Annotated in this window: 20 protein-coding genes; 7 read left to right on the forward strand and 13 right to left on the reverse strand. The window is 62.2% G+C overall.

From position 1 onward, the window contains the following. Positions 1 to 88 precede the first annotated feature (88 nt). Complete coding sequence (locus HMPREF9695_RS18405; protein WP_006022403.1) at positions 89 to 901, forward strand: DUF1295 domain-containing protein; 813 nt, start codon at positions 89 to 91, stop codon at positions 899 to 901. Continuing rightward, complete coding sequence (locus tag HMPREF9695_RS18410; RefSeq protein WP_006022404.1) at positions 898 to 1,923, forward strand: SAM-dependent methyltransferase; 1,026 nt, start codon at positions 898 to 900, stop codon at positions 1,921 to 1,923. Before HMPREF9695_RS18405 ends, HMPREF9695_RS18410 begins: the two co-directional genes overlap by 4 nt. Positions 1,924 to 1,926: 3 nt before the next feature. Here HMPREF9695_RS18410 and HMPREF9695_RS18415 read toward each other — a convergent pair whose 3' ends face one another. After that, a complete protein-coding gene (locus tag HMPREF9695_RS18415; protein WP_006022405.1) occupies positions 1,927 to 2,349 on the reverse strand; it encodes a DUF2177 family protein in 423 nt (140 codons plus the stop codon). 354 nt (positions 2,350 to 2,703) lie between these two features. On the opposite strand from HMPREF9695_RS18415, the gene HMPREF9695_RS18420 reads away from it, so the two are divergent. Continuing rightward, complete coding sequence (locus tag HMPREF9695_RS18420) at positions 2,704 to 3,306, forward strand: YidB family protein (protein WP_006022406.1); 603 nt, start codon at positions 2,704 to 2,706, stop codon at positions 3,304 to 3,306. Between the two features lie 90 nt (positions 3,307 to 3,396). Then, complete coding sequence (locus tag HMPREF9695_RS18425) at positions 3,397 to 3,669, forward strand: GlsB/YeaQ/YmgE family stress response membrane protein (protein WP_006022407.1); 273 nt, start codon at positions 3,397 to 3,399, stop codon at positions 3,667 to 3,669. Between the two features lie 34 nt (positions 3,670 to 3,703). Here HMPREF9695_RS18425 and HMPREF9695_RS18430 read toward each other — a convergent pair whose 3' ends face one another. From HMPREF9695_RS18430 to HMPREF9695_RS18445, 4 genes are all read right to left on the reverse strand, one after another. Further along, positions 3,704 to 4,507: an SDR family NAD(P)-dependent oxidoreductase gene (locus HMPREF9695_RS18430; RefSeq protein ID WP_006022408.1), complete on the reverse strand. Its 804-nt coding sequence runs from the start codon at positions 4,505 to 4,507 to the stop codon at positions 3,704 to 3,706. Positions 4,508 to 4,624: 117 nt separating this feature from the next. Then, on the reverse strand, positions 4,625 to 5,374 hold the full coding sequence (locus tag HMPREF9695_RS18435; protein WP_006022409.1) for a VOC family protein: 750 nt from the start codon (positions 5,372 to 5,374) through the stop codon (positions 4,625 to 4,627). A 65-nt stretch (positions 5,375 to 5,439) separates the two neighbouring features. Then, entirely contained in the window at positions 5,440 to 6,228 is a 789-nt protein-coding gene (locus HMPREF9695_RS18440) for an enoyl-CoA hydratase (RefSeq protein ID WP_006022410.1), read from the reverse strand. Positions 6,229 to 6,286: 58 nt separating this feature from the next. Then, a complete protein-coding gene (locus HMPREF9695_RS18445; RefSeq protein WP_430648574.1) occupies positions 6,287 to 7,432 on the reverse strand; it encodes an ABC transporter substrate-binding protein in 1,146 nt (381 codons plus the stop codon). 257 nt (positions 7,433 to 7,689) lie between these two features. Between HMPREF9695_RS18445 and HMPREF9695_RS18450 the strand changes: the two genes are divergently transcribed. After that, complete coding sequence (locus tag HMPREF9695_RS18450) at positions 7,690 to 8,526, forward strand: thermonuclease family protein (protein WP_006022412.1); 837 nt, start codon at positions 7,690 to 7,692, stop codon at positions 8,524 to 8,526. A 4-nt stretch (positions 8,527 to 8,530) separates the two neighbouring features. Then, positions 8,531 to 10,018: a M48 family metalloprotease gene (locus HMPREF9695_RS18455; protein ID WP_006022413.1), complete on the forward strand. Its 1,488-nt coding sequence runs from the start codon at positions 8,531 to 8,533 to the stop codon at positions 10,016 to 10,018. A gap of 118 nt (positions 10,019 to 10,136) precedes the next feature. On the opposite strand, the gene HMPREF9695_RS25900 is transcribed toward HMPREF9695_RS18455, so the two are convergent. The 5 genes from HMPREF9695_RS25900 to HMPREF9695_RS18480 form a co-directional block, all read right to left on the reverse strand. After that, positions 10,137 to 10,922: a CarD family transcriptional regulator gene (locus HMPREF9695_RS25900; protein WP_425989027.1), complete on the reverse strand. Its 786-nt coding sequence runs from the start codon at positions 10,920 to 10,922 to the stop codon at positions 10,137 to 10,139. Between the two features lie 385 nt (positions 10,923 to 11,307). Then, positions 11,308 to 11,646 carry a ferredoxin FdxA gene (gene fdxA / locus HMPREF9695_RS18465; protein WP_006022415.1) on the reverse strand — a complete coding sequence of 113 codons (339 nt, stop codon included), beginning with the start codon at positions 11,644 to 11,646 and terminating at the stop codon, positions 11,308 to 11,310. A gap of 93 nt (positions 11,647 to 11,739) precedes the next feature. After that, positions 11,740 to 12,009 carry an RNA-binding S4 domain-containing protein gene (locus HMPREF9695_RS18470; protein WP_006022416.1) on the reverse strand — a complete coding sequence of 90 codons (270 nt, stop codon included), beginning with the start codon at positions 12,007 to 12,009 and terminating at the stop codon, positions 11,740 to 11,742. Position 12,010: 1 nt separating this feature from the next. Further along, on the reverse strand, positions 12,011 to 15,376 hold the full coding sequence (locus tag HMPREF9695_RS18475) for a helicase-related protein (RefSeq protein WP_006022417.1): 3,366 nt from the start codon (positions 15,374 to 15,376) through the stop codon (positions 12,011 to 12,013). 347 nt (positions 15,377 to 15,723) lie between these two features. Then, positions 15,724 to 16,560: a DUF3108 domain-containing protein gene (locus HMPREF9695_RS18480; protein ID WP_083875201.1), complete on the reverse strand. Its 837-nt coding sequence runs from the start codon at positions 16,558 to 16,560 to the stop codon at positions 15,724 to 15,726. A 382-nt stretch (positions 16,561 to 16,942) separates the two neighbouring features. Here HMPREF9695_RS18480 and rpmB point away from each other — a divergent pair, with 382 nt between their 5' ends. Beyond that, complete coding sequence (rpmB, locus tag HMPREF9695_RS18485; protein ID WP_006022419.1) at positions 16,943 to 17,236, forward strand: 50S ribosomal protein L28; 294 nt, start codon at positions 16,943 to 16,945, stop codon at positions 17,234 to 17,236. A gap of 186 nt (positions 17,237 to 17,422) precedes the next feature. On the opposite strand, the gene HMPREF9695_RS18490 is transcribed toward rpmB, so the two are convergent. From HMPREF9695_RS18490 to cobS, 3 genes are all read right to left on the reverse strand, one after another. Next, entirely contained in the window at positions 17,423 to 18,448 is a 1,026-nt protein-coding gene (locus HMPREF9695_RS18490) for an esterase-like activity of phytase family protein (RefSeq protein ID WP_041712681.1), read from the reverse strand. 4 nt (positions 18,449 to 18,452) lie between these two features. Next, on the reverse strand, positions 18,453 to 20,348 hold the full coding sequence (gene cobT / locus HMPREF9695_RS18495; RefSeq protein ID WP_006022421.1) for a cobaltochelatase subunit CobT: 1,896 nt from the start codon (positions 20,346 to 20,348) through the stop codon (positions 18,453 to 18,455). A 210-nt stretch (positions 20,349 to 20,558) separates the two neighbouring features. Beyond that, positions 20,559 to 21,554 (reverse strand): cobaltochelatase subunit CobS, encoded by a 996-nt coding sequence (gene cobS, locus HMPREF9695_RS18500; RefSeq protein WP_006022422.1) that lies wholly within the window; start codon positions 21,552 to 21,554, stop codon positions 20,559 to 20,561. Positions 21,555 to 21,798: the final 244 nt, after the last annotated feature.

A 21,798-nucleotide genomic window follows, 5' to 3' on the forward strand; every position in this document is an offset into this window, starting at 1 on the left:
CGTTCGGCCGCATTAGGGGCAACTCCAGGCCAAAAACCTTCAGCCCGTCAATGCCAAAAAGCCCATAGAATAGTAGAGGTTACGTGTAATGACCGGCCTTAACGCCGTCGCGGCCCTCGGCACGCTGGCGGTCATATTATCCCTCATCATGGCTGGCGCCTGGCTGGTCTGGCGACAATCCGGGAATTCGGGCTGGATCGATATGATCTGGACGTTCGGCCTCGGGGGGCTCGGTTGTGGCAGCGCCCTGCTGTCACAGACCGGCAGCGAGCGCAGGCTCATCGTTGGATCATTGATCGTCCTTTGGTCACTCCGGCTGGGGCTGCATATCGCACACCGTACCACGAAAATTGTGGATGATCCCCGATATGCAATGCTCGCAAAGGATTGGGGGCAGGATGCACGGCGCCAGATGTTCTGGCTCCTGCAGAAACAGGCGCTGGTGAGCATTCCCCTGGCGTTCTCGATGCTGCTGGCTGCTTCGAACCCCGCTCCCGGGTTACGCGCGCAGGATATTGCGGCGATCCTGATCTTTGCTGTTGCCATTGGCGGCGAAGCGCTCGCCGACGAACAATTGCGCCGCTTTCGGGCGCATCCGGAGAACAAAGGCTCGGTTTGCGATACCGGCCTGTGGGGATGGTCACGTCATCCCAATTACTTCTTTGAATGGCTAGGCTGGCTCGCCTATCCGCTCTTTGCGATCGACTTCGGCGGAGATTTCCCGTGGGGATTTGCCGCTCTTGCCGGCCCCATCTGCATGTACTGGCTGCTGGTCCACGTATCCGGCATTCCTCCACTGGAAGAACACATGCTCAGGCGGCACGGATCGAAATTTCACGACTATCAGTCGAAGACCTCTGCCTTCTTTCCATATCCCAGGCATGACGCGAGGATGCTGTGAGCCTGACACAAGCGACCATCCGCATTGGCGAGTCCGTGCCGTGGCCCGACGCATTGAGCCGAGCGGTTATCAGCCAGCTTGTCGGGCGAACAAGGCGATCCCTTTCGGCAGCCCCAACCGATGACGCCGATTTTGCGCGCGGCATGTCTGTCTACCCTGTGGCGGTGCATACCGACGACGCGAACGCCCAGCATTATGAAATTCCGGCGGAGTTTTTCGCGTTGATCCTGGGGCCGCAGCGAAAGTATTCCTGCTGCCTCTATGAAAGCGATACGAGCTCGCTCATCGACGCCGAGGAAAACGCGCTGCGCGTCACGGCAGAGCATGCCCTGCTGCGTGACGGCCAGCGCATTCTTGAACTGGGCTGCGGCTGGGGATCGTTTTCGCTCTGGATGGCCCGGCACTATCCCGCGTCACGCATCGTATCCGTATCGAACTCGCACTCACAGCGTCAGTATATTTGCGATCGGGCGCGAAAAGAGGGTCTGCCCAATCTCGAAGTCATAACATCCGACATGAACGAATTTATTCCGTCCGGACAGTTCGACCGCATCGTTTCCATCGAAATGTTCGAGCACATGGCTAACTGGCAGCCGCTTCTGGAACGGCTGAGAAAAGCCCTGAAGCCCGACGGACATCTTTTCTTGCACGTGTTCAGTCACCGCTCGGCGTCATATCGCTTCGACGCCGCCAACCGCGGCGACTGGATCGCGCAACATTTCTTTACCGGCGGCATCATGCCAGGTCATTCGCTGATCCGGCAATTCCCAGACATCTTTTCAGTCGATGCCGAGTGGCGCTGGAGCGGGACGCAATACGAGAAAACCGCCAACGACTGGCTTGCGAATTATGACCGGAACGCTGACGCGATATTTGATATTCTTCTGCGCGTTTACGGCACCGAGGCACGCATCTGGCAACGACGCTGGCGGTTGTTTTTTCTCGCAACCGCCGGATTGTTCGGTCATGCCCGCGGCGAGGAATGGGGCGTCAGCCACTATCGGCTTCGGCCTGCCGGATAGCGCCTAGCCCCCGCTGTAACCGAGCCACGAACTGCCGAGACGCGTGAGCAGGCAAGACACCGCTGCCGCTGCGCCGGTTGCGATTGCTCCGTATACGACATCCACAATAACGATCTGGAGCGACCAGTTACGCAGGGTGGCATAATTCGTCAGATCGTAGGTCGCATAAGCGATTGCCCCAAACAGCAGACCCAGCACCAGAGCGGTGCCGACTGACCCTGAGCGCAGTCCCGGAAGCACCGCAAATACCAGGATGCCTACTGGATACATGGCGTAGAACGCGACAGCAGGCCCGAGACGAACGTCGGCCAAAAGAATATCGCCAAGCACCGGTTTATAGAGAGCCGGTCCCACCGTGCTGAGCCAGACGGCGTCAGCGGCACCGAAGACAAGCAGAGCGCAGAGATATCCCACAACATAGACCATGCATTCACCTTCGCTTTTGCAACATCGTTCAGATACGGCATTTCGAGCCGTCTGGTTTCGGTCACACATGATGCCTGATCGGTATGGCTTTGCCCGGAACTCACTACCGCCATCCGCATAGTTCGGCGTGATGCATCGTCGCGCGGCGAAACCCGGCCGTCCGGTATGAACTCGCCCGGACATGACACGTCAAGATTTTGGTCCGCGCAATGGCTGAACCCCGGATGAACAGCAAGAGCGCCTAAAACTTTCGCAATTCCATACCAAACCCGCGCGCAGGCTTCGCTGCCTTGTAACCGTCATGACGAAACACTAGTCTTTCGCACTGGGCGGGCGTTCGACAGGAGACAAACGATGGGTTTGCTCGACATTCTCAACGGCATGCAAAACGGACCTCGCGGGCCAAGCGAACCGAGCGCATCGGGTGAAAGCAGCGGCGGGATGTCGCCGATGACCATGGCGATCCTTGCGCTTCTTGCCTACAAGGCCGTCAAACACATCAGCGGTGGCCAGCAGGGCACAGCCCCCGGCGCGCCTGCGCCATCGACACCAACCCCATTGCCCGGCACCACGACCGCCAGCACCGGCGGTCTCGGCGGCGCGCTTGGCGACCTGATGAAAGGTCCACTCGGAGGCGCACTCGGCGGACTGCTGGCAGGCGGCGCAGCCGGAAGCGTCCTGAGCGGCGGGCTGAACGATCTGCTCAAGCAGTTTCAGGACAAGGGCCACGCCGAGACGGCAAACTCGTGGGTCAGCCCCGGCCCCAACAAGCAGATCTCACCCGGCGACCTCGCCTCCGCGCTCGGTGCGGACCAGATCAGCACGCTGACCTCACAGACCGGTTTGTCACGCGACGAACTGCTTGCGGGTCTCGCAAGGCAGTTGCCCGACGTCATCAATCAGCTGACGCCCGACGGCCGGCTGCCGACAGAAAAAGAAGCAGCGCGCTGGATCTGATCGGCGTCACGAAGGACGTGGAGCGGTTTTGCTCGCTCCACGCTGACCGGCAAACGGCTCCTTGAATTTTAAGCACGAAGGATTCCAGCAATGCTCTACGTTCTGATCGTCGGATTGGTCGCGGGTTTTCTTGCGCGGCTCTTGTCACCCGGCCCGAATAATCCGACAGGCTTCATTCTGACGATTGTCCTCGGCATCGCCGGCGCGTTTCTGGCGACCTTCGTCGGTCAGGCGATCGGCCACTACGCTCCGGGCCAGGGCGCCGGATTCATCACCGCCACCATCGGCGCGCTGGTGGTGCTGTTCATCTGGAACCGGCTGGTTGCGCGCGGGATCGTCTCCGATCCCGGCAACAAGGTCTGAGCGGAAGTTTCATCTTCCGCTCAGGAGGGCCCGGTCACCGTTTGGGCAGAACGGCCGATCCGAGATGTGCGCCCGCATCGATCCGCACGATCTCTCCGGTCATGCTGCGTGACGCTGGACCGGCAAGGAAGCAAACGAGTTCGGCCACATCGTCCGCCGTTGTCGCGATCTGGAGCGGCGACTGCTCCGTCACCATCTGGCGAATCTTTCCGGCGAGTTCGGGACCTCGCCCCTTGGTGAACCAGGGCGTATCGATGTAACCGGGACAAACGGCATTGACGCGGATCAGCGGCGCGAGCGCGCGTGACAGAGACAGCGTGATGCTGTTCAGCGCGCCCTTGCTTCCGACATAGGCGACCGACGATCCGATCCCCGCGACACCCGCGATCGATGAAATGTTCACGACAGATGCCGTGCGGGCAGAATGTTTCGCGCCGGCCTCCAGCAAAGCGCGCGACGCGCGGATCATCTGAAACGGACCGATGGTATTGACAGCGTAGATGCGCTGGAAGTCTTCCGCCGAGAGTCCCTCGAGATCGCCATGATCGACATGCTTGGTCATGCCGGCATTGTTGATCAGGCCATCGAGCCTTCCCCACGGGGCTGCGGCTGCCGCGATCTTCCTGCAATCCTCGTCGCGCGAAACGTCGCCCTGCACGACCACCACCTCGGCTGCACCCGCGCTCCGGCATTCATCCGCAGTCTGCTCGGCCTCTTTCTGGCTCGACGCGTAGTTGATGACGATGCGCGCGCCCTGCTTCGCCAGCAGCAGCGCGGACGCCGCGCCGAGGCCCGAAGCAGAACCCGTGACGATTACCGACAATCCATCCTTGGCCATTTCGTATCCTTCTTGGAAAACCATTTTTGCGCGCGCAATCTAACGGCCAATTTCAGGCCGTGACAGCGATTTTCAGGCCAACACACCGTAGGAATGGCAGGTGCGCAAACGCCAGCCTTACGCGGTGATGTGGAAATCAACGCCGCCGAGGCGGAACGACTCTGCCGTTACCGCATGTCCCCGCGCCTGTGCCGCACGCAGCACGGCGGCGGGATCGCGGACACGAAACGTCAGCCCGCTCATGATCTCGTTCTCGCCTTCAACGACCTTGATGCTGCAATTGACAAGCTCGATCCCGCTGCCGCCGGCCGGAATGCCAATGATGCGGCCCCAGTGATCCGCAAGCCCGCGCGGATCGGGGCTGGTGAGAGTGACCTCGGTCAGCGCCAGGGTCACATCATCGCGGATCGCCGTGTGCCAGTCAGGCCCCGCCGGCGGATAGGGACCGCGAATGTTGTCGCTGTTTGCGGTGTGATTGAACTCGATGAAGGCCGCGCGGCAGTCGCGCGGATGAAGCTGAACCCCGAGATAGGGCGCGCGATCAATCACGTGAGAGGTCCGGACGCCGATGGCTTCGGCATTCTTCTGCCGCTCGCGCGGATCGGCACAGGACAGGATCGCCATGTAGCCGCCCCGCCCGCCGGTCTTGTTGATGAACCGGCCGGCAGCAGTGCCGCCCTGAAACGGCGCAACGACTTCAAGCAGGGTGGTGCCGACCGGAAGAAGTGCGTTTTCCAGGCCGTAGCGCGCAACATTGGGATCGCGGTAACAGACGGTCAGACCCATGATCGCGGCAATATCGCCGATCACCGGCTCAAGATGCGGCGCAACGAGGCAGATCTGCCGCAGCCTTGTTGCATCCGTCATTCACGCATTCCCGTTCTGATGTCCAAGCGTGATCTTGTCGGGTCCCCACTTGTCGGGATCACGCCCTAGCGTCCCTTGAACACCGCGGATCGCTTTTCCATGAACGCCTTGGCAGCTTCCAGATGATCCGCCGTTTCGCCGCAACGGGTGTGATGCGCCGCTTCAGCGTCGAAGCAGGCTTCGAGCGACAGGTGCTCGGCATTGTTGATGTTGCGCTTGATGTAGCCGAGCGTCACGGTCGGCCCCTGCGCCAGCGACATCGCAAGCGTAGTCGCGGCATCGGCGACCTCTGCATCCGGGACAACCTTCGTGACCATTCCGAGCGCAAGCGCTTCCTGCGCTGTGAGAACAGGCGACATTAGATACAGCTCACGCGCCTTGGCGCTGCCGAGCATCTGCGTCAGGAAATACGTGCCGCCGTAATCGCCGGAAAAGCCGACCTTGGCAAAGGCCGTCGTGATCTTTGCAGATGCCCCGGCAACGCGCAGATCGCAGGACAGTGCAATGGAGAGACCCGCTCCCGCCGCCGCGCCATCGATCTGCGCCACCACCGGCTTCGGCAGTTCATGCAGCAGCCGCGAGATTTCCATGCCCTTGCGCAGGTTGGCGCGCTTCACCTCATAGGTGAGCTCCGACCTGTTCTCGGCCATCGACTTGACGTCGCCGCCGACGCAGAAGGTGCCGTTGGCGCCGCGCAGGAGCACAGCCCGGACTTCGGTGTCGTCCGCCGCCCGCCGCACCGCCTCGATCAGATCTGCCGACATTTCGGCGTTGATCGCGTTGCGCCGTTCGGGCCGGTTCATGGTGATGGTCAAGAGACCGCGATCGAGGCTTTGCAGAATCGTACCGGGCATGGCGATTTCCTGTGTTGGATCATCAGCAGCGCCGGACAAACCGGCGCCGCAGATCGATCTACTTCTTGATCAGGGGGCAGCGCGACGCGTCGAGCGACTGGAAGGCCTGATCGCCGGGGATGGTCGCCAGCAGCTTGTAATCGTCCCACCGCGCCTTCGATTCCGACGGCTTCTTCACCTCGAACAGATACATGTCGTGCACCATGCGTCCGTCTTCACGGATCTTGCCGTTCTTGGCGAACATGTCGTTGATCGGCGTCGACTTCATGACCTTCATCACGGCTGCTGAATCGGTCGTGCCCGCCTCCTTCACCGCCTTGAGGTAATGCGTGACGGATGAATAGACCCCGGCCTGCGCCGAGGTCGGAACGCGCTTGACCTTCTCCATGAAACGCTTGCTGAACGCGCGTGTATCGTCGTTCAGGTCCCAGTAGAACGCTTCCGCCAGCACGAGGCCCTGCGCGGTCTCAAGCCCGATGCTGTCGACGTCGGTGATGAAAGCCAGCAGCGGCGACAGTTTTTGTCCGCCCTTCATCAGGCCGAATTCAGCGGCCTGCTTGATGGCATTGATGGTGTCGCCGCCCGCATTGGCGAGACCCACGACCTTGGCTTTCGATCCCTGTGCCTGCAGCAGGAACGATGAGAAGTCCGACGTGTTGAGCGGATGCTTGACGGTGCCGAGCACCTTGCCGCCCATCTTGGTGACGACTGCGGAGGTGTCCTTCTCGAGATCCTGTCCGAACGCATAGTCAGCCTGAAGGAAGAACCAGGTGTCGAGTCCGGTCTTCACGGCCGCGAGGCCGGTGGAATTCGCCTGCCCGAAGGTGTCGAAGACATAATGCACGGTGTAGGGGCCGCAGGCCTCGTTGGTCAGACGGACCGATCCCGGGCCGTTGAACATGATAATCTTGCCCCGCGCCTTGGCGATCTCGTTGGCCGCTAGCGCGGTCGCAGACGCCGCGACATCGACGATCGCCTCGACGCCCTGATTGTCGAACATGTCGCGGGCGATGCTCGATGACAGATCGGCCTTGTTGAGATGATCCGCTGCGATGATCTCGATCTTGCGGCCCAGCACCTCGCCGCCGAAATCCTCCGCGGCCATTTTCGCCGCCGTCTCGCTTCCGGTGCCAGTGATGTCGGCATAGAGGCCGGACATGTCGAGGATCGCGCCGAGTTTCAGAGGCGGCTTGCCTTGCGCCATCGCGGCCGTTGAGCCGATCACGAGCGCAGATGACACGAGGCTTGCGAGGATTTTCTTCAATGTTGTCTCCCGTTGTCGATGGCGCGCCTTCCCCGGCGGCATCTTTGGTTGCTTTCATCATGGCGCAACCCTGACATCGCGGCAAGCAACCGGCCCTGCAAATGCCATCGGTCAACGCGCGTGCGGCTTGACTCACACGTGCAAGCCGCAACACATTCCGCAGGTCGAAACTGGTTTGATGCCGAAGGCGCTTCGGCGTGCCCGCAAGGCCTGACAGCGTGGTGATGAACCGCCGCATCCCGATCACCTTTTGCTGCGCGGTCCTGCTGACCGCGAGCAGTGGCGGCAGCCTTCACGCCGCATGCGAGTTCGCGCTTCAGGGCGAAGGCCGCGTCAGCGGCGTGCTCGACATGCGTACGTTTCGTCTCGGCGACGGACGCGAGATACGTCTCGCCGGCATCGAGCCCGCCGGGGACATACGCACGCGCGGGAAGGAAACTCTGGCTTCCCTGATCGATGGCCGCGATGTGACACTGCGCAGCTCCGACGACGGGCCGGACCGTTATGGACGTCAGCATGCCTTCGTCTTTCTGAAAGACATGGAGACGCCGATCCAGTCCGAACTCCTGGCGCGCGGTGAAGCGCTCGCGTCGCCTGTCACGGACAGATCATGTTCCACCGCGCTGCTGACCGCCGAGGCTGCCGCCCGCGCCGCTAGGCGCGGCATTTGGGCCAGTTCCGCTGCCATAAAAAACGCGGAAAGCACCGACGATATTTTGGCCGGCGTTGGACGTTTTACCGTGGTGGAAGGAACGGTTTCATCGGCCCGTTTGGCCGGGGCGGTATTTTACGTCAATTTCGGACGGCGATGGACACGGGACTTTGCCGCGACTATTTCAAGGCGCATGATGCCGTCGTTGGAAAGCGCCGGGATCGACCTTAAGTCTCTGAAAAACAAGAGAGTTCGGGTTCGAGGCTGGATCGAGAAGCGTGGCGGGCCAAGGATCGAGGTCACCTACGCGGGGCAGATCGAGTTAATTGCTGCGGCGGACGTGGCCGCGAACGGCACGATGCCGAGGGACGAGGGCAAATAGCGGCGTGGCGACACCTGCCAACCGACGCGAAACCAGGAACCTCAGCCGCGTTTTTGCGGCCGCTTCGCTGTGCGCGTCATTGGCGCTGGGCGCCTGCGGAGACCTCGGCCGGTTCCAGACCGCTTCGAGCCCCGGTTTCGCTCCGGTCAAACCGAACAAGCCCGCGGCCCAGACGCCGGCCACCGAACGCGAACACAGCCGCATCATCTCATCCTACGGCGGATCGTATGACGATCCGCGACTGGAAGCCCTGATCACCAAGACCGTCGATCGCCTTGTCGCGGCCTCCGAGCGGCCCGATCTCACCTACAAGGTGACGATCCTGAATTCCGGCGCGGTCAACGCCTTCGCGCTTCCGACCGGGCAGCTCTATGTCACGCGCGGCCTGATTGCACTCGCCAGCGATACATCCGAATTGTCTTCCGTGCTCGCCCACGAGATGGCGCATGTGCTCGCCAAGCATGCGGCGATCCGCGAAGACCAGGCCAAGCAGGCCGCCGTGGTCACCCGCGTCGTCGCCGATATGGGCAATGACCCCGATATGAACGCGCTGGCGCTGGCCAAGACCAAGCTGACGATGGCGAGCTTTTCGCGCGCACAGGAATTCGAAGCCGACGGAATCGGTGTCGGCATCTCGGCGCGCGCCAAGTTCGATCCGTTCGGCGCGGCGCGCTTCCTCACCGCGATGGAACGCAACGCAGCGCTCAAGGCCAGCCGTGCGCCGGCCGATCCGCGCTCGCTGGACTTCCTGTCGTCACACCCGGCAACACCCGAGCGTGTCCAGAATGCGCAGGCCAACGCACGGCAATATTCATCGCCCGAAGCCGGTGAACGCGACCGCGACACCTATCTCTCCGCCATCGACAATCTTGTCTATGGCGAAGATCCCAGCGAAGGGTTTGTGCGCGGACGCCGCTTCCTGCATCCCAAACTTGGCTTCACGTTCCAGGTGCCGGACGGCTTCGTGCTGGAGAACACCGCGCAGGCCGTCGTTGGCGTTCGCGAAGGCGGCACCCAGGCGATGCGCTTCGACGTCGTGCGCGTCCCCGCGGAGCAGTCGCTCGGCGACTATCTCAATTCCGGCTGGATGGAGAATGTCGACAAATCCTCGACCGAGGACACGAGCATCAACGGCTTTCCGTCCGCGACCGCGACGGCCAGCGGCGATCAATGGCAGTTCAGGATTTACGCCCTGCGTTTCGGCAGCGATGTCTACCGCTTCATTTTCGCGGCGAAGAAGAAAACACCCGAGGCCGATCGCAGCTTCCGCGAAACGGTGAATTCATTCCGGCGTCTGACACTTGCCGAGATTCAGGCCGCGCGGCCGCTGCGGATCAAGATCGTGACCGTACAGCCCGGTGACACGATTGAATCGCTGGCGTCCCGGATGCAGGGCGTCGATCGTCCGGTTGACCGGTTTCGCGTTCTGAACGGTTTCGACAGCCGCTCAACGGTGAAGCCGCGCGATCGCGTGAAGATCGTCGTGGATTAGGCGTGATCCCGAAAGTGAGAACCGGCGTTGGGACAACATCACGCCCTGACAAATAATTCTCCATAAAAAAAGCCCGGCTCCAAGGCCGGGCTTTTCATTTCAATTGTTGTCGACGAGATCAGGCCGCTTCGTCGGCCGATACCGAGTCATCTCCCTCGTCGCCCTCATCGGCGTCGTCGGAAACTGCGTCGGCGCCCGCATCGGCATCAGCCTTGGCTGCGCCGCGGCGCGGGCTCTTGGCGAGATTCGACTCGATCTCCTTGACCGCCTCGGTTTCCGTGACGTGCTGAACGACGGCGATTTCGCGCGACAGGCGATCGAGCGCCGCTTCATAAAGCTGACGTTCGCTGTAGGACTGCTCCGGCTGCGACTCCGAACGGAACAGGTCGCGGACCACTTCGGCAATCGCGACGATGTCGCCCGAATTGATCTTTGCTTCGTATTCCTGCGCGCGGCGCGACCACATGGTGCGCTTGATGCGCGCACGGCCCTTCAGGGTTTCCAGCGCGCGCTTCACCAGCGAGGGGTCCGACAGCTTGCGCATGCCCACATTGGCGACCTTCGCCGTCGGCACCCGAAGGGTCATCTTGTCCTTGATGAAGTTGATGACGAAAAGCTCGAGCCGCGCACCCGCGATTTCCTGCTCTTCGATCGCAAGAATCTGGCCGACGCCATGCGCCGGATACACGACGAACTCGTTGGTCTTGAATCCCTGACGCTGGGTCAGCGGCTTCTTCGGCTCTTCCACGCGCGGTGCGGCCGCAGCCGGCTTCGCGGCGGGCTTGCCGGCAACGGTCTTGACGGGAGCCTTGGCGACAGGGGCCTTCGACACCGTCTTGGCAGGCTTCGCAGCGGACTTTGCCGGGGCCTTCGCAGACGGCTTTGCAGTTTTTTTGTTGGGCATTGTGCTTCTTTTGTTTTTTGAGGTTGGGGCGGATGCGCGAGCATCCTTTTTAGGCGCGCTGCGAATCGCAGACGCCTTCTTGGTGCCCTTATCCTTGGAACCCTTGTCTTTTATTTTGGAGTTCTTTTTGTGACGCAATTTGTCTGACACAGCGCCTTTGCGTGGAAACGCCACGCCCCTGTTCAATGGTTTCTCGGGGAACCCGTCAGTCCTAACCGGGACACAAAAATGGGGTTCGGCTCTTGAATGTGCCCAAAATAGCACATTTCCCGCAAAAATCAATGATTTATGCCCTGCGACGCCTTCCGGGCGGCGTCCGGCAGGCCCTCATCGCTGGGTAGGGTTAAAAGTTAGCCGTGCCGGGGGGCGGCGCCAGCAGGCCAGATCAGTCGCCCGAGCCCGGATTGGCAGAAAAATATTTGTCGAACTTGCCCTCGACGCCGTCAAATTCCTTGGCGTCGTCCGGCGCGTCTTTCTTCTGGGTGATGTTCGGCCAGGACTTGGCGTATTCCGCGTTCACCTCCAGCCACTTCTCAAGGCTGGGCTCGGTGTCGGGCTTGATCGCGTCCGCCGGGCATTCAGGTTCGCACACACCGCAGTCGATGCATTCGTCCGGATGGATCACCAGCATGTTCTCGCCCTCGTAGAAGCAATCCACGGGGCAAACTTCCACGCAGTCCATGTACTTGCACTTGATGCAGTTTTCAGTGACGACGTACGTCATCCAAAGCTCCGGAAGGTCTAAATTTTCAGTTTGGCGTAGCGCAGGATGTGCATCGCCGCAAGGGAAGTTCTGCCCGTAATGAGAGGCAACTAGTTACTCGGGAGGCGTTTGTAAATCAGCGTAGATTGCGCGTCCCGCAGCCGCATCCCCTCGCCGGTCCACGAATCCGGTGACCTTGAGCACACGAACCCGGCTGTCGAGCGCGATGGTGAGGACGTCGTCTGCCTTCACCGCATGTCCCGGTGACGTCTGGCGCATACCGTTGATGCGAACGCGCCCTTTTGCGACCAGAGCCGCGGCATCGACCCGGGTCTTGACGATCCGCGCGTGCCACAGCCACTTGTCGAGGCGCTGACGATCCAAATTATTCCTTGCGGTTGCCCGCAAGCTGCTCCTTGAGCGCCGCCAGCTTTGCAAACGGCGAGTTCGGATCGGCGGGACGATCGCGCTCGCGGGGCGTGGCGCTGGTCGCGTAGGTGCGATGCGAGCCGCCGCTGCGGTCGCGGTCATCCTTGCGCCCGTCGCGGCCGCGCTTGTCGAACTTGCCCTTGCCGCGCTCCTGATTGCGGTCCTTGCCCTTGAAGCCTTCGCGCGGACGGCCGCCCTTGTCGTCACGCGGCGGGCGCGCCTGCGCGGCATCTGCGCCTTCCGCTGCAACCGCCGGAGCGTCGGGGCGTGGCCGGCGATGCTCGTTGTTACGGTCGCGGCGATGGCGGCCATGACGCTCGCGCTTGTCATCGCCGGAAGCGGCTTCACCTTCGGCTGCGGGAGCGGCGGATTTATCCGGCCCCTTGTAGCGGCTGCGATCATGACGCGGACGGCGCTCGTCCGAACGTCCGCCCGGCCGCCAGACTTCGACCAGGACCGGTTCTGCAGAAACCGCCGCCTCAGTCGCAGCCTGATCGGGACCAGCCTCGCCAGCAGGCGCTTCAACAGCCGCTGTTTCCGTGGCTTCGGCGACAATGGCCGGCTCGGAAGATGTCTCAGCGACCACGGCTTCCGCCACAGGTTCTGAGGTTTCCGATGGCGGCGCGAAGTTCACTTCAGGCAAGCGCGACGCGGATGTCTCCGTGGAGACGGATTCGGCAGAGGGCACCGCCTCAGTCGTCGCGTCGTTCGTAACATCTGCGATCGAATCGGTTGCCGCGGCAACTTCGGGCTCGGCAACGACCGCTTCGGAGACCGAAGCGGTGTCCGCTGTTTCAGCAGTCGCATCAGCCACGGTTTCCGCAGCGACTGGCGGCGCGACAACCTCCGGCAGCGGCGGACGCTTCTCCATGCGATAGCCGAGCGCCTTCAGGATCGAGGCAAAATCTTCGCCTGCGGAGCCTGTGAGCGATGTCATGGCCTGTGTCGCCGTGAACGAGCGGCCGTCGAACGCGCCGGCCGGCTTGTCGCCGGGCGAACCAGGACGCCACGACAGCGCAGGGCGAATAAGATCCGCGAGACGTTCCAGAATATCGACACGCACCGCGCGGTCGCCGCACAGCTTGTAGCCGAGCGTGCGGTAGGCCTCCTGATCGAGCGCCTTGTCCGCCGGGAACGAGGTACGGCCGCTTGCCGCCAGATGCTGCGCACCGGTCAGTGCCGACCAGTCCACGTTGTCGCGCTTCAGTCCCCACAACAGCGATGCCAGACCGCGCGCGGCCGGCTTCAACAATGCGGGGAGAAAAATGTGATAGGCGCCGAACCGCACGCCGTACTTGCGCAGGCTCGCGCGCGACGGCTGATCGAGATCCTTCATCTCGGCAGCGATCCTCGGCCGCTCCAGCACGCCGAGCGCCTCGATCAACTGGAAGGCGATGCCGCGCGCGATGCCGGTGACATCCTCCGCCTTCGACAGTTCGAACATCGGCCCGAGAATTTTTTCGATATGCGTCTTCAGCCACAGATCGAGCCGCGTCTGCACGGCCTCGCGTGACGGGCCAGTCAGCCGTTCGTCCGCAATGATGCGGATACGCGGATGCAACGCATCGTCGGCCGCGACGAGCTTGGCGACGGCGTCGCCGGTCCAGCGCAGCGTTCCATCGGACGCCAGCACGAACTGTTCGTCCGGTGCCTTTGAAAGCTTTTCGGCGCGCGCATCGATTTCACCAGCCAGCGCCTTGAGCGCCGCGGCCTGCAAGGCCTTCGCATCGGAGCCCGCTTCAGCGGACTCCGGCGCGAACATGAATCCGTCGAGACGGCCAATCATATGGCCCTCTACGATCACTTCGCCCGTCTTCCCAATCTCAGTATTCAGCATCGTGTTTTCCCGCAAGCGCCGCATCAATACACTGGTCCGGCGATCAACGAAACGCTCAGTTAGCCGTTCATGCAGGGCATCCGACAATTTATCCTCGACGGCGCGGGCAATTGCCTGCCAGCGCTCGGGGTCCACCAGCCAATCGGGACGATTTGCCGCGAATGTCCAGGTCCGTATCTGGGCAATCCGGGCCGATAATGTGTCGATATCGCCGTCTGTGCGGTCAGTTTGCGCGATCTGGGCCTCAAACCAGTTGTCCGGAATACGGCCCTTCCGCATCAAGAACCCATACAGCGTGGTGACAAGTTCGGCATGGGCGGCGGGCGACAGCTTGCGGTAGTCGGGAATCTGGCAGGCTTCCCAGAGCCGTTCCACGGCGGCCGCGCCCTTGGCCATATCCCGAACGTCTTCATCACGGGCCGCATGGTCGAGCACGCGGATGTCCTCGGCGATCGGCGCGCGGGTCAGGGCTTCATGGTTCGGCGTCAGCGCCAGCGAGACCTGGAGCGCGCCCAGCGAGGAGAAATCCAGCCGCGTGTTCCTCCACTGCAACATCTTTACGCTGTCGAACGTGTGGTTCTGAAGCGCATTGACCAGTTCGGGCTCGAACGGCGCGCAGCGCCCGGTGGTTCCGAACGTCCCGTCGCGCGTCGCACGGCCGGCGCGGCCCGCGATCTGCGCGAACTCGGCGGGTGTCAGGCGGCGGAACTGATAGCCGTCGTATTTGCGGTCCGACGCGAACGCCACATGATCGACATCGAGATTGAGGCCCATGCCGACGGCATCGGTGGCAACGAGATAATCGACATCGCCGGACTGGAACATGTCCACCTGCGCATTACGGGTGCGCGGCGACAATGAGCCCAGCACAACGGCAGCGCCGCCGTGCTGACGCCGGATCAGCTCGGCGATGGCGTAGACTTCATCCGCCGAGAACGCGACGATCGCTGTTCGCCGCGGCTGCCGGGTGATCTTGCGGTCGCCGGCGAATTCGAGTTGCGACAATCGCGGCCGGGTGACGATGTTCGCGCCAGGAAGCAGCCGCTCGATGATCGGCCGCATCGTGGCCGCGCCAAGCAGCAGGGTTTCGTCCCGCCCGCGCCGGTTCAGAACCCTGTCGGTGAAGACGTGACCGCGCTCGAGATCAGCCGCGATCTGGATTTCGTCGACGGCCAGAAACGACACATCGAGATCGCGGGGCATCGCCTCGACGGTGGAGACCCAATAGCGCGCATGAGGCGGCTTGATCTTTTCTTCGCCGGTGATGAGCGCGACCGCGCCCGCTCCGGCCCGCGCGGCGATCTTGTTGTAGACCTCGCGCGCCAGGAGACGCAGCGGCAGACCGATGATGCCCGACGAGTGGGCCAGCATCCGCTCGATGGCGAGATGGGTCTTGCCGGTGTTGGTCGGGCCCAGCACCGCCGTAACACCGGCTCCGGGGGCGCGCTCATTCGAAAACAGCGGAACGGAAGACGACAGAGGCATAATCGAGAGGTCCGCATGACGCACACGACGCGGACGCCGCAGCAAGTTTGAAGGAAGTGTCTCACAATGCGACGCTTTTCGCGCCGCGACTTAAGGTTTGGAACGGTTAAGGAACGAAAGAAGCCCGAATCGCTGACTCGCAGTGAGTCTGCCCAGATCGCCTCAACATGTCGCACAAACCAATAGATGGCGATACTAGATGAAGTTTGAAGATGCTCCGCGCGCGGCCAGACTTGAATGAAATCGTTAAATCCGGAGTCGAATCGGATTGGCCGGAGAGTCAACACGATTCACGGTGAGATTCGTTCCTGAATCATCCTCGCGGCGGTCAATGCCAGCCGGGTTTGTCAGTTCGTCTTGGCCGTCTTCTGCACCGAGATGAACTCCGTCGCCTCGATCATGCCGGTGCCGAGCGGGGTCGGAATTGTAATTCTGAAAGGCGCCAGCACCCGCGTTCCGGCGATGGGCGCAAACCATATTTCCATGTTGCGCTGGGCGGCCACGTACTTGATCGAGGCGCGATCCGGGACGTAGCCCGCGATCGGCGTGAAGTAGACCGCACAGACCACAACCGGGCCGTGATAGCCCTTTTCAGCCTTCACATTTTCCATGCGCTTGTATTCAAGGCGCAAATCGTAGCGCATCCTGCCGTCGAATACCGACAGCGTCTTGCGGCAGGCCTCGGGACCGACCGGATCACCGGTGCCCGCAACCTTCAGCAGCGCACCCGTCATCGGATCAAGAACGTTGCGGCGATGCGCCTCGGTGACCGGAATCCGATCCGGATTCTCGTCGGGCTTCGGCTCGATGGATGAATCCTTGATATTGCCGCCGCCCAGCGTGATGCGGATGACTTCCGCCTTCTTTCCGTAATTGACCGTCGAAATATAGCTCAGCGGCGCGAACTGGCCCGCGGTGATGCGTCCCTGCGAGGTGCCGGTGCCATTGCCGCCGCCGATGGATTTCATCAATCCGGTGGTGGCGCCGCTGACGGCTGCCGAATACTGATCCTCGGACACATCGACGACCCAGGCGCCCTTGCCGATCGGAAGGCCCGCGAGCGTTGCTTCATACTTGGCGTCCAGACGGCCCTGGGCGCTGGCCGGGCAGGCACACATCGCCAACAGGCCCGCTACGGCCACAATACCCAGACAAAGCTGGGTTTGGGCGGTCCGGGAGAGCATCCAAGAAAGCTTTGGGAACCGGGGCATTGCCGACGAAATCCTGCTGACCAGCGATTGACCGGAGCCACCGGGCGCAGCGTCTGCGGGACTTGTTCCCGAATAGGCCGCGAAAGTCGTATCGATAGCCTCAGATATCTGTCTGGTCACGGATTACGTCGATTATATGTTAGGAAATCACTGGTTTGACGGGGAAAATCGTCATTTCCAGCCGCCGCGGCCTGGCCCCTGGCGCACAGAAAAGCCGCTGAAATCGCCTCTCAACCTTGACGCTGGGCCGCCAGCCCCTTATAGCTCCGCCGTTCCTGAAATGGACGGTTTAAACCCCCACGTGACCCCTTTGGGCGGTCCGGGGCGACACTAGGTTTCGCCAAAGGATTACACGATGTCTCGGCGCTGCGAATTGACGGCCAAGGGCCCTCAGGTTGGCCACAAGGTCAGCCACTCGAACCACAAGACCAAGCGCCGGTTCCTGCCGAACCTGTGCAACGTCACCCTGATCTCGGAGACGCTGGGCCGCAACGTGCGCCTGCGCGTCTCGACCAATGCGCTGAAGTCGGTCGACCACAACGGCGGTCTCGACGCGTTCCTGCTCAAGGCCAACTCCGGCGACCTGTCGCCGAAGGCGGTCGAGCTGAAGCGCCAGATCGAAAAGAAGAAGCTCGCCGCTGCGAGCTGATCCTTCGATCCGCAATTTAGGATTTCAAAAAGGCCGGGTTTCGACCCGGCCTTTTTTGTTTTCGTGCGAAGCAGACACCGTCATTGCGAGGAGCGTAGCGACGAAGCCCCATTTCCTTCTGTTTCAAAGAGTGGATTGCTTCGCTTCGCTCGCAATGACGAAGAAAACGCGAGCGGTGGACGATAATCACTCCTCAATGAGCGTGAACTGCAGCAACAGCGTGCGCTGGATCATCGAGAAATTATCGTCGGACACCATGGTCACGACCGTATCGCCCTCCGCCGTGACATGGGTGTCGATGCCTTCCATGTTGTCGATCTCGTAGCCGAGATCGACCTCAAAAATTGTCGGCCCATCGATCACCGCACCGGGAACGACGGAGGCGAGCGGCACCCTGCGAATCCGGATGCCGACACCTTCGAGTATCGAAAATTTCCGTTCGAGCAGCAAAAGATCACCGGACGGCAGCAGGGTGGCATCGCTGATATCGAAATTTTTCGTCAGCCTGACGGAGAACAACCCCGGCGACGGGCCGCCGAGCAGAAAGCCCTGGATGTTTCCCGACGCATCGAGCCCGCGCTCCGAAATCGCGATCAGCGTGCCGGCGAGCGGCTGCCCCTTGGGAACGAACACCAGCGTTTCCAGCCCCTTGTTGAAGGGCAACTTGCCGATTTCGGGCAGCACCGGCACGATCTCGCCGCGCGACCTGATCCCGCCCTTGCTGAAATCGAACCGCAGGATCTGATTGACCCGCTCGAGACCCACATAGACGGTCGACCCATCGAGAGCGAGGGACTCGCTGTCGAACCAGCCGCGCGCTGTAATCTTCTCGCCGTCGCTGTCCAGCATCGGCGCGGACTTCACATCGGCAAGTCCAGTCATGACCTTGCCGCGATAGGCGATCCGGCCGGTGAACCAGTTCCCCTTGTCGCTCAGGGCGATGAACTGTTCGCCCTTTTTATCCAGCCGCAATCCCGACAGGCCGCCGAAGCCGCGAAACGATGACGTCAGCACCAGGCCGCTGCGGAATTCCAGCGAACCATAGCGGATGTGAGAGGCATCGCGTGGATCGAACGACTCGATCCTGCGGGCGTTGACCTCGACGGATGAGGTTTGCGCGTGCGCGAACTCTGCGCCTGCGCCCAACATGCCGGCCGGAAGCGCCGCCATGGCGTTCCGCAGAAACGACCGGCGGCTGATGTCGATGGCCATGATCTCAGGAATGCAGTCTGCGGCGGCGCGGCGTCGGAGCCTCAGTATGAGTCTCGGTGAAAAGCTCGGCCAGCTTCTCGGTGATGGCGCCGCCGAGTTCTTCCGCATCCACGATGGTGACGGCGCGGCGATAGTAGCGCGTCACGTCGTGGCCGATACCGATCGCGATCAGTTCGACCGGCGAGCGGGTCTCGATCTCTTCGATGATGTGACGCAGATGCCGCTCGAGATAGTTGCCCGGATTGACCGACAGCGTCGAGTCGTCAACCGGCGCACCGTCCGAAATCATCATCAGGATCTTGCGCTGCTCGGAACGCCCGAGCAGGCGCTTGTGCGCCCAGTCGAGCGCCTCGCCGTCGATGTTTTCCTTGAGCAGGCCCTCGCGCATCATCAGGCCGAGGTTCTTGCGCGCGCGCCGCCATGGCGCGTCCGCCGACTTGTAGATGATGTGCCGCAGATCGTTGAGGCGGCCCGGATTGGCGGGTTTGCCCGCCGCCAGCCATGCCTCGCGCGACTGACCGCCCTTCCACGCCCGCGTGGTGAAGCCGAGAATCTCGACCTTGACGCCGCAGCGCTCCAGCGTCCGCGCCAGAATATCGGCGCACGTCGCCGCCACTGTGATCGGGCGTCCGCGCATCGAGCCGGAATTATCGAGCAGCAGCGTCACCACCGTGTCGCGGAAGGTCGCTTCCTTCTCGTGCATGAACGACAGCGGATGGAAGGGGTCTGTCACAACGCGCGACAGCCGCGCCGGATCGAGAATGCCTTCCTCGAGATCGAAATCCCAGGCGCGGTTCTGCTGCGCCATCAGCTTGCGTTGCAGGCGATTGGCCAGCCGCGCCACGATGTGCTGCAAATGCGCGAGCTGCTTGTCGAGATAGCTGCGCAGGCGCTCCAGTTCGTCGTGCTCGCAGAGATCTTCCGCCGACACGACCTCGTCGAATTTCGGCGCGAACGCATGATATTCCGGCCCGCGCGGCTCGTTGCCGCCGCGGCTGGGCGGGCGATGCGCCTCGCCCGGCGATTCGTCCTCGCCCATCTCGTTGTCGTCGAACGCATCGCTGGCGGACGCCTGCGCGCTCTCCATGGCGTTTTCCGACATCTCCTCGGTGGAGGATTGCGACTGGTCGGCGCTCATCTCCTCCGCCGACTCGGTGTCGGGTGAGCCGTCCGCGCCGGACTGATCCTTTTCGCCGTCGCGGTTCTCGTCCTGATTGTCGTCCTCGTCCTGATCGGCATTGCTCTCGTCGCCAAGCTCAAGCGCGTCCAGCAGATCGTGAACCACATCGCCGAAGCGTGTTTGATCTTCGGTGAACTCCTTCAATCGGTCGAGACGCGCACCGATCTTGTCTTCGAGGATCGGCCGCCACAGATCGACCATCTTGCGCGCGGCCGCCGGCGGCGCCTGGCCGGTCAGCCGTTCGCGCACCATCATCGCCAGCGCATCGGCCAGCGGCGCATCGGCGCGGTCGGTGATCTCGTCGTATTTGCCGCGATGGAAATGATCGTCGAGCATCGCGGTGAGGTTCTTGGCGACGCCGCTCATCCGCTTGGCGCCGATGGCCTCGACGCGGGCCTGCTCGACGGCATCGAACACGCCGCGCGCCTGCGGATTGCCCGGCACCAGCTTGCGGTGAACCTTCGGATCGTGACAGGCGATGCGCAGTGCAATTGAATCGGCATGGCCGCGCACGATCGCCGCGTCCTTGCGGGTCAGCTTGCGCGCCGGTTCGGGCAACCGCGCCTTGCCGGGCGAAAGGCCCGGACGTTCGGCGGCAAACGTCACTTCAAGTTCAGGCTGCTTGGCGATGGCCCGCAATGCGGACGTCACCGCGCGCTTGAACGGCTCTGTCGGAGATTCCTTCGACCCGGTCCTGAACTTGATATTGGACGTGCTCATTGCGGCGTGGACCTCACGCTTCGCTTTCTGACTCCCTCCCCCTTGCGGGGAGGGTGGCGCATCGAGAGCGAAGCGAACGATGCGTCGGGTGGGGGAGCTACAAGTTCTGTACTGCGTCGACCCCCACCCCGGCCTCCGCTTCGCTCGGCCGACCCTCCCCGCAAGGGGGAGGGATTCGACCAGCGCACGCGATGACTCGCGCAGAAGACGTCAGCTCAACGCCACATTGACCGCGGATTCCGGCAGCTCCGCATTAAAGCAGCGCTGATAGAACTCCGCCACCAGCGGACGCTCAAGCTCGTCGCACTTGTTCAGGAAGGTGACGCGGAATGCGAAGCCGATGTCGCCGAAGATCTCGGCGTTCTCGGCCCAGGTGATGACGGTGCGCGGCGACATCACCGTCGACAGGTCGCCGTTGGCGAACGCGTTGCGCGTGAGGTCCGCAAGACGGACCATCTTGTTGACGGTGTCGCGGCCGGCATCGGTGCGATAGTGCTTCGCCTTGGCGAGCACGATCTCGACTTCCTCGTCATGCGGCAGATAGTTCAGCGTGGTCACGATCGACCAGCGATCCATCTGACCCTGGTTGATCTGCTGGGTGCCGTGATAGAGGCCCGAGGTGTCGCCGAGACCGATGGTGTTGGCGGTCGAGAACAGGCGGAACGCCGGATGCGGCTTGATGACCTTGTTCTGGTCGAGCAGCGTCAGGCGGCCGGAGACTTCCAGCACGCGCTGGATCACGAACATCACGTCCGGGCGGCCGGCGTCGTACTCGTCGAACACCAGCGCGACGTTGTGCTGAAGCGCCCACGGCAGGATGCCGTCACGGAATTCGGTGACCTGCTTGCCATCCTTGACGACGATGGAGTCCTTGCCGACGAGATCGATACGGCTGATGTGGCTGTCGAGGTTGACGCGCACGCAAGGCCAGTTGAGGCGGGCCGCGACCTGCTCGATGTGCGTCGACTTGCCGGTGCCGTGGAAGCCGGTGACCATGACGCGGCGGTTCTTGGAGAAACCGGCGAGGATCGCGAGCGTGGTGGCGCGGTCGAAACGGTAATCCGAGTCGACGTCGGGCACATGGGGATCGCTGTTGGAATAGGCAGGAACCTCGAGATCGCTGTCGATACCGAAGACCTGACGAACCGACACTTTCATGTCGGGGAGGTTCGTGGGTTCCTGCGATAGAGTCGTGGCGGCGCTCATCAATCCTCCGTGGTCCCGGATGCTCCCGAAACCAGACGTGCTTGCTGCGGGTGGGGTGCGTGATTCAACCTAGCAGACAGATGCAAACGGCAGAAGCCCACCATGCAATGAAAGTTCCAGTGTATTTTCATTGAGATAAGCTATTTTTGCGCGTTTGGTAGGTCTGCCCTGCGATTGTGACGATACGCGCCGGGTGTCTGGAGCCGGTTTTGTCGTTTTTGAGAGCCGATCTCGCCGCTTCGCC

The organism is Afipia broomeae ATCC 49717, from assembly GCF_000314675.2.
In the GTDB taxonomy this organism is placed as follows: Bacteria; Pseudomonadota; Alphaproteobacteria; order Rhizobiales; family Xanthobacteraceae; genus Afipia; species Afipia broomeae.

Coding starts and splice junctions, on each gene's coding strand:
- HMPREF9695_RS18435 (WP_006022409.1), bottom strand. CDS start 5,374: ATGACGGATGCAACAAGGCTGCGGCAGATCTGCCTCGTTGCGCCGCAT.
- HMPREF9695_RS18445 (WP_430648574.1), bottom strand. CDS start 7,432: ATGGCGCAAGGCAAGCCGCCTCTGAAACTCGGCGCGATCCTCGACATG.
- HMPREF9695_RS18420 (WP_006022406.1), top strand. CDS start 2,704: ATGGGTTTGCTCGACATTCTCAACGGCATGCAAAACGGACCTCGCGGG.
- HMPREF9695_RS18475 (WP_006022417.1), bottom strand. CDS start 15,376: ATGCCTCTGTCGTCTTCCGTTCCGCTGTTTTCGAATGAGCGCGCCCCC.
- cobS (WP_006022422.1), bottom strand. CDS start 21,554: ATGAGCGCCGCCACGACTCTATCGCAGGAACCCACGAACCTCCCCGAC.
- HMPREF9695_RS18415 (WP_006022405.1), bottom strand. CDS start 2,349: ATGGTCTATGTTGTGGGATATCTCTGCGCTCTGCTTGTCTTCGGTGCC.
- cobT (WP_006022421.1), bottom strand. CDS start 20,348: ATGAGCACGTCCAATATCAAGTTCAGGACCGGGTCGAAGGAATCTCCG.
- rpmB (WP_006022419.1), top strand. CDS start 16,943: ATGTCTCGGCGCTGCGAATTGACGGCCAAGGGCCCTCAGGTTGGCCAC.
- HMPREF9695_RS25900 (WP_425989027.1), bottom strand. CDS start 10,922: ATGCCCAACAAAAAAACTGCAAAGCCGTCTGCGAAGGCCCCGGCAAAG.
- HMPREF9695_RS18440 (WP_006022410.1), bottom strand. CDS start 6,228: ATGCCCGGTACGATTCTGCAAAGCCTCGATCGCGGTCTCTTGACCATC.
- HMPREF9695_RS18480 (WP_083875201.1), bottom strand. CDS start 16,560: ATGCTCTCCCGGACCGCCCAAACCCAGCTTTGTCTGGGTATTGTGGCC.
- HMPREF9695_RS18405 (WP_006022403.1), top strand. CDS start 89: ATGACCGGCCTTAACGCCGTCGCGGCCCTCGGCACGCTGGCGGTCATA.
- HMPREF9695_RS18490 (WP_041712681.1), bottom strand. CDS start 18,448: ATGGCCATCGACATCAGCCGCCGGTCGTTTCTGCGGAACGCCATGGCG.
- HMPREF9695_RS18430 (WP_006022408.1), bottom strand. CDS start 4,507: ATGGCCAAGGATGGATTGTCGGTAATCGTCACGGGTTCTGCTTCGGGC.
- fdxA (WP_006022415.1), bottom strand. CDS start 11,646: ATGACGTACGTCGTCACTGAAAACTGCATCAAGTGCAAGTACATGGAC.
- HMPREF9695_RS18425 (WP_006022407.1), top strand. CDS start 3,397: ATGCTCTACGTTCTGATCGTCGGATTGGTCGCGGGTTTTCTTGCGCGG.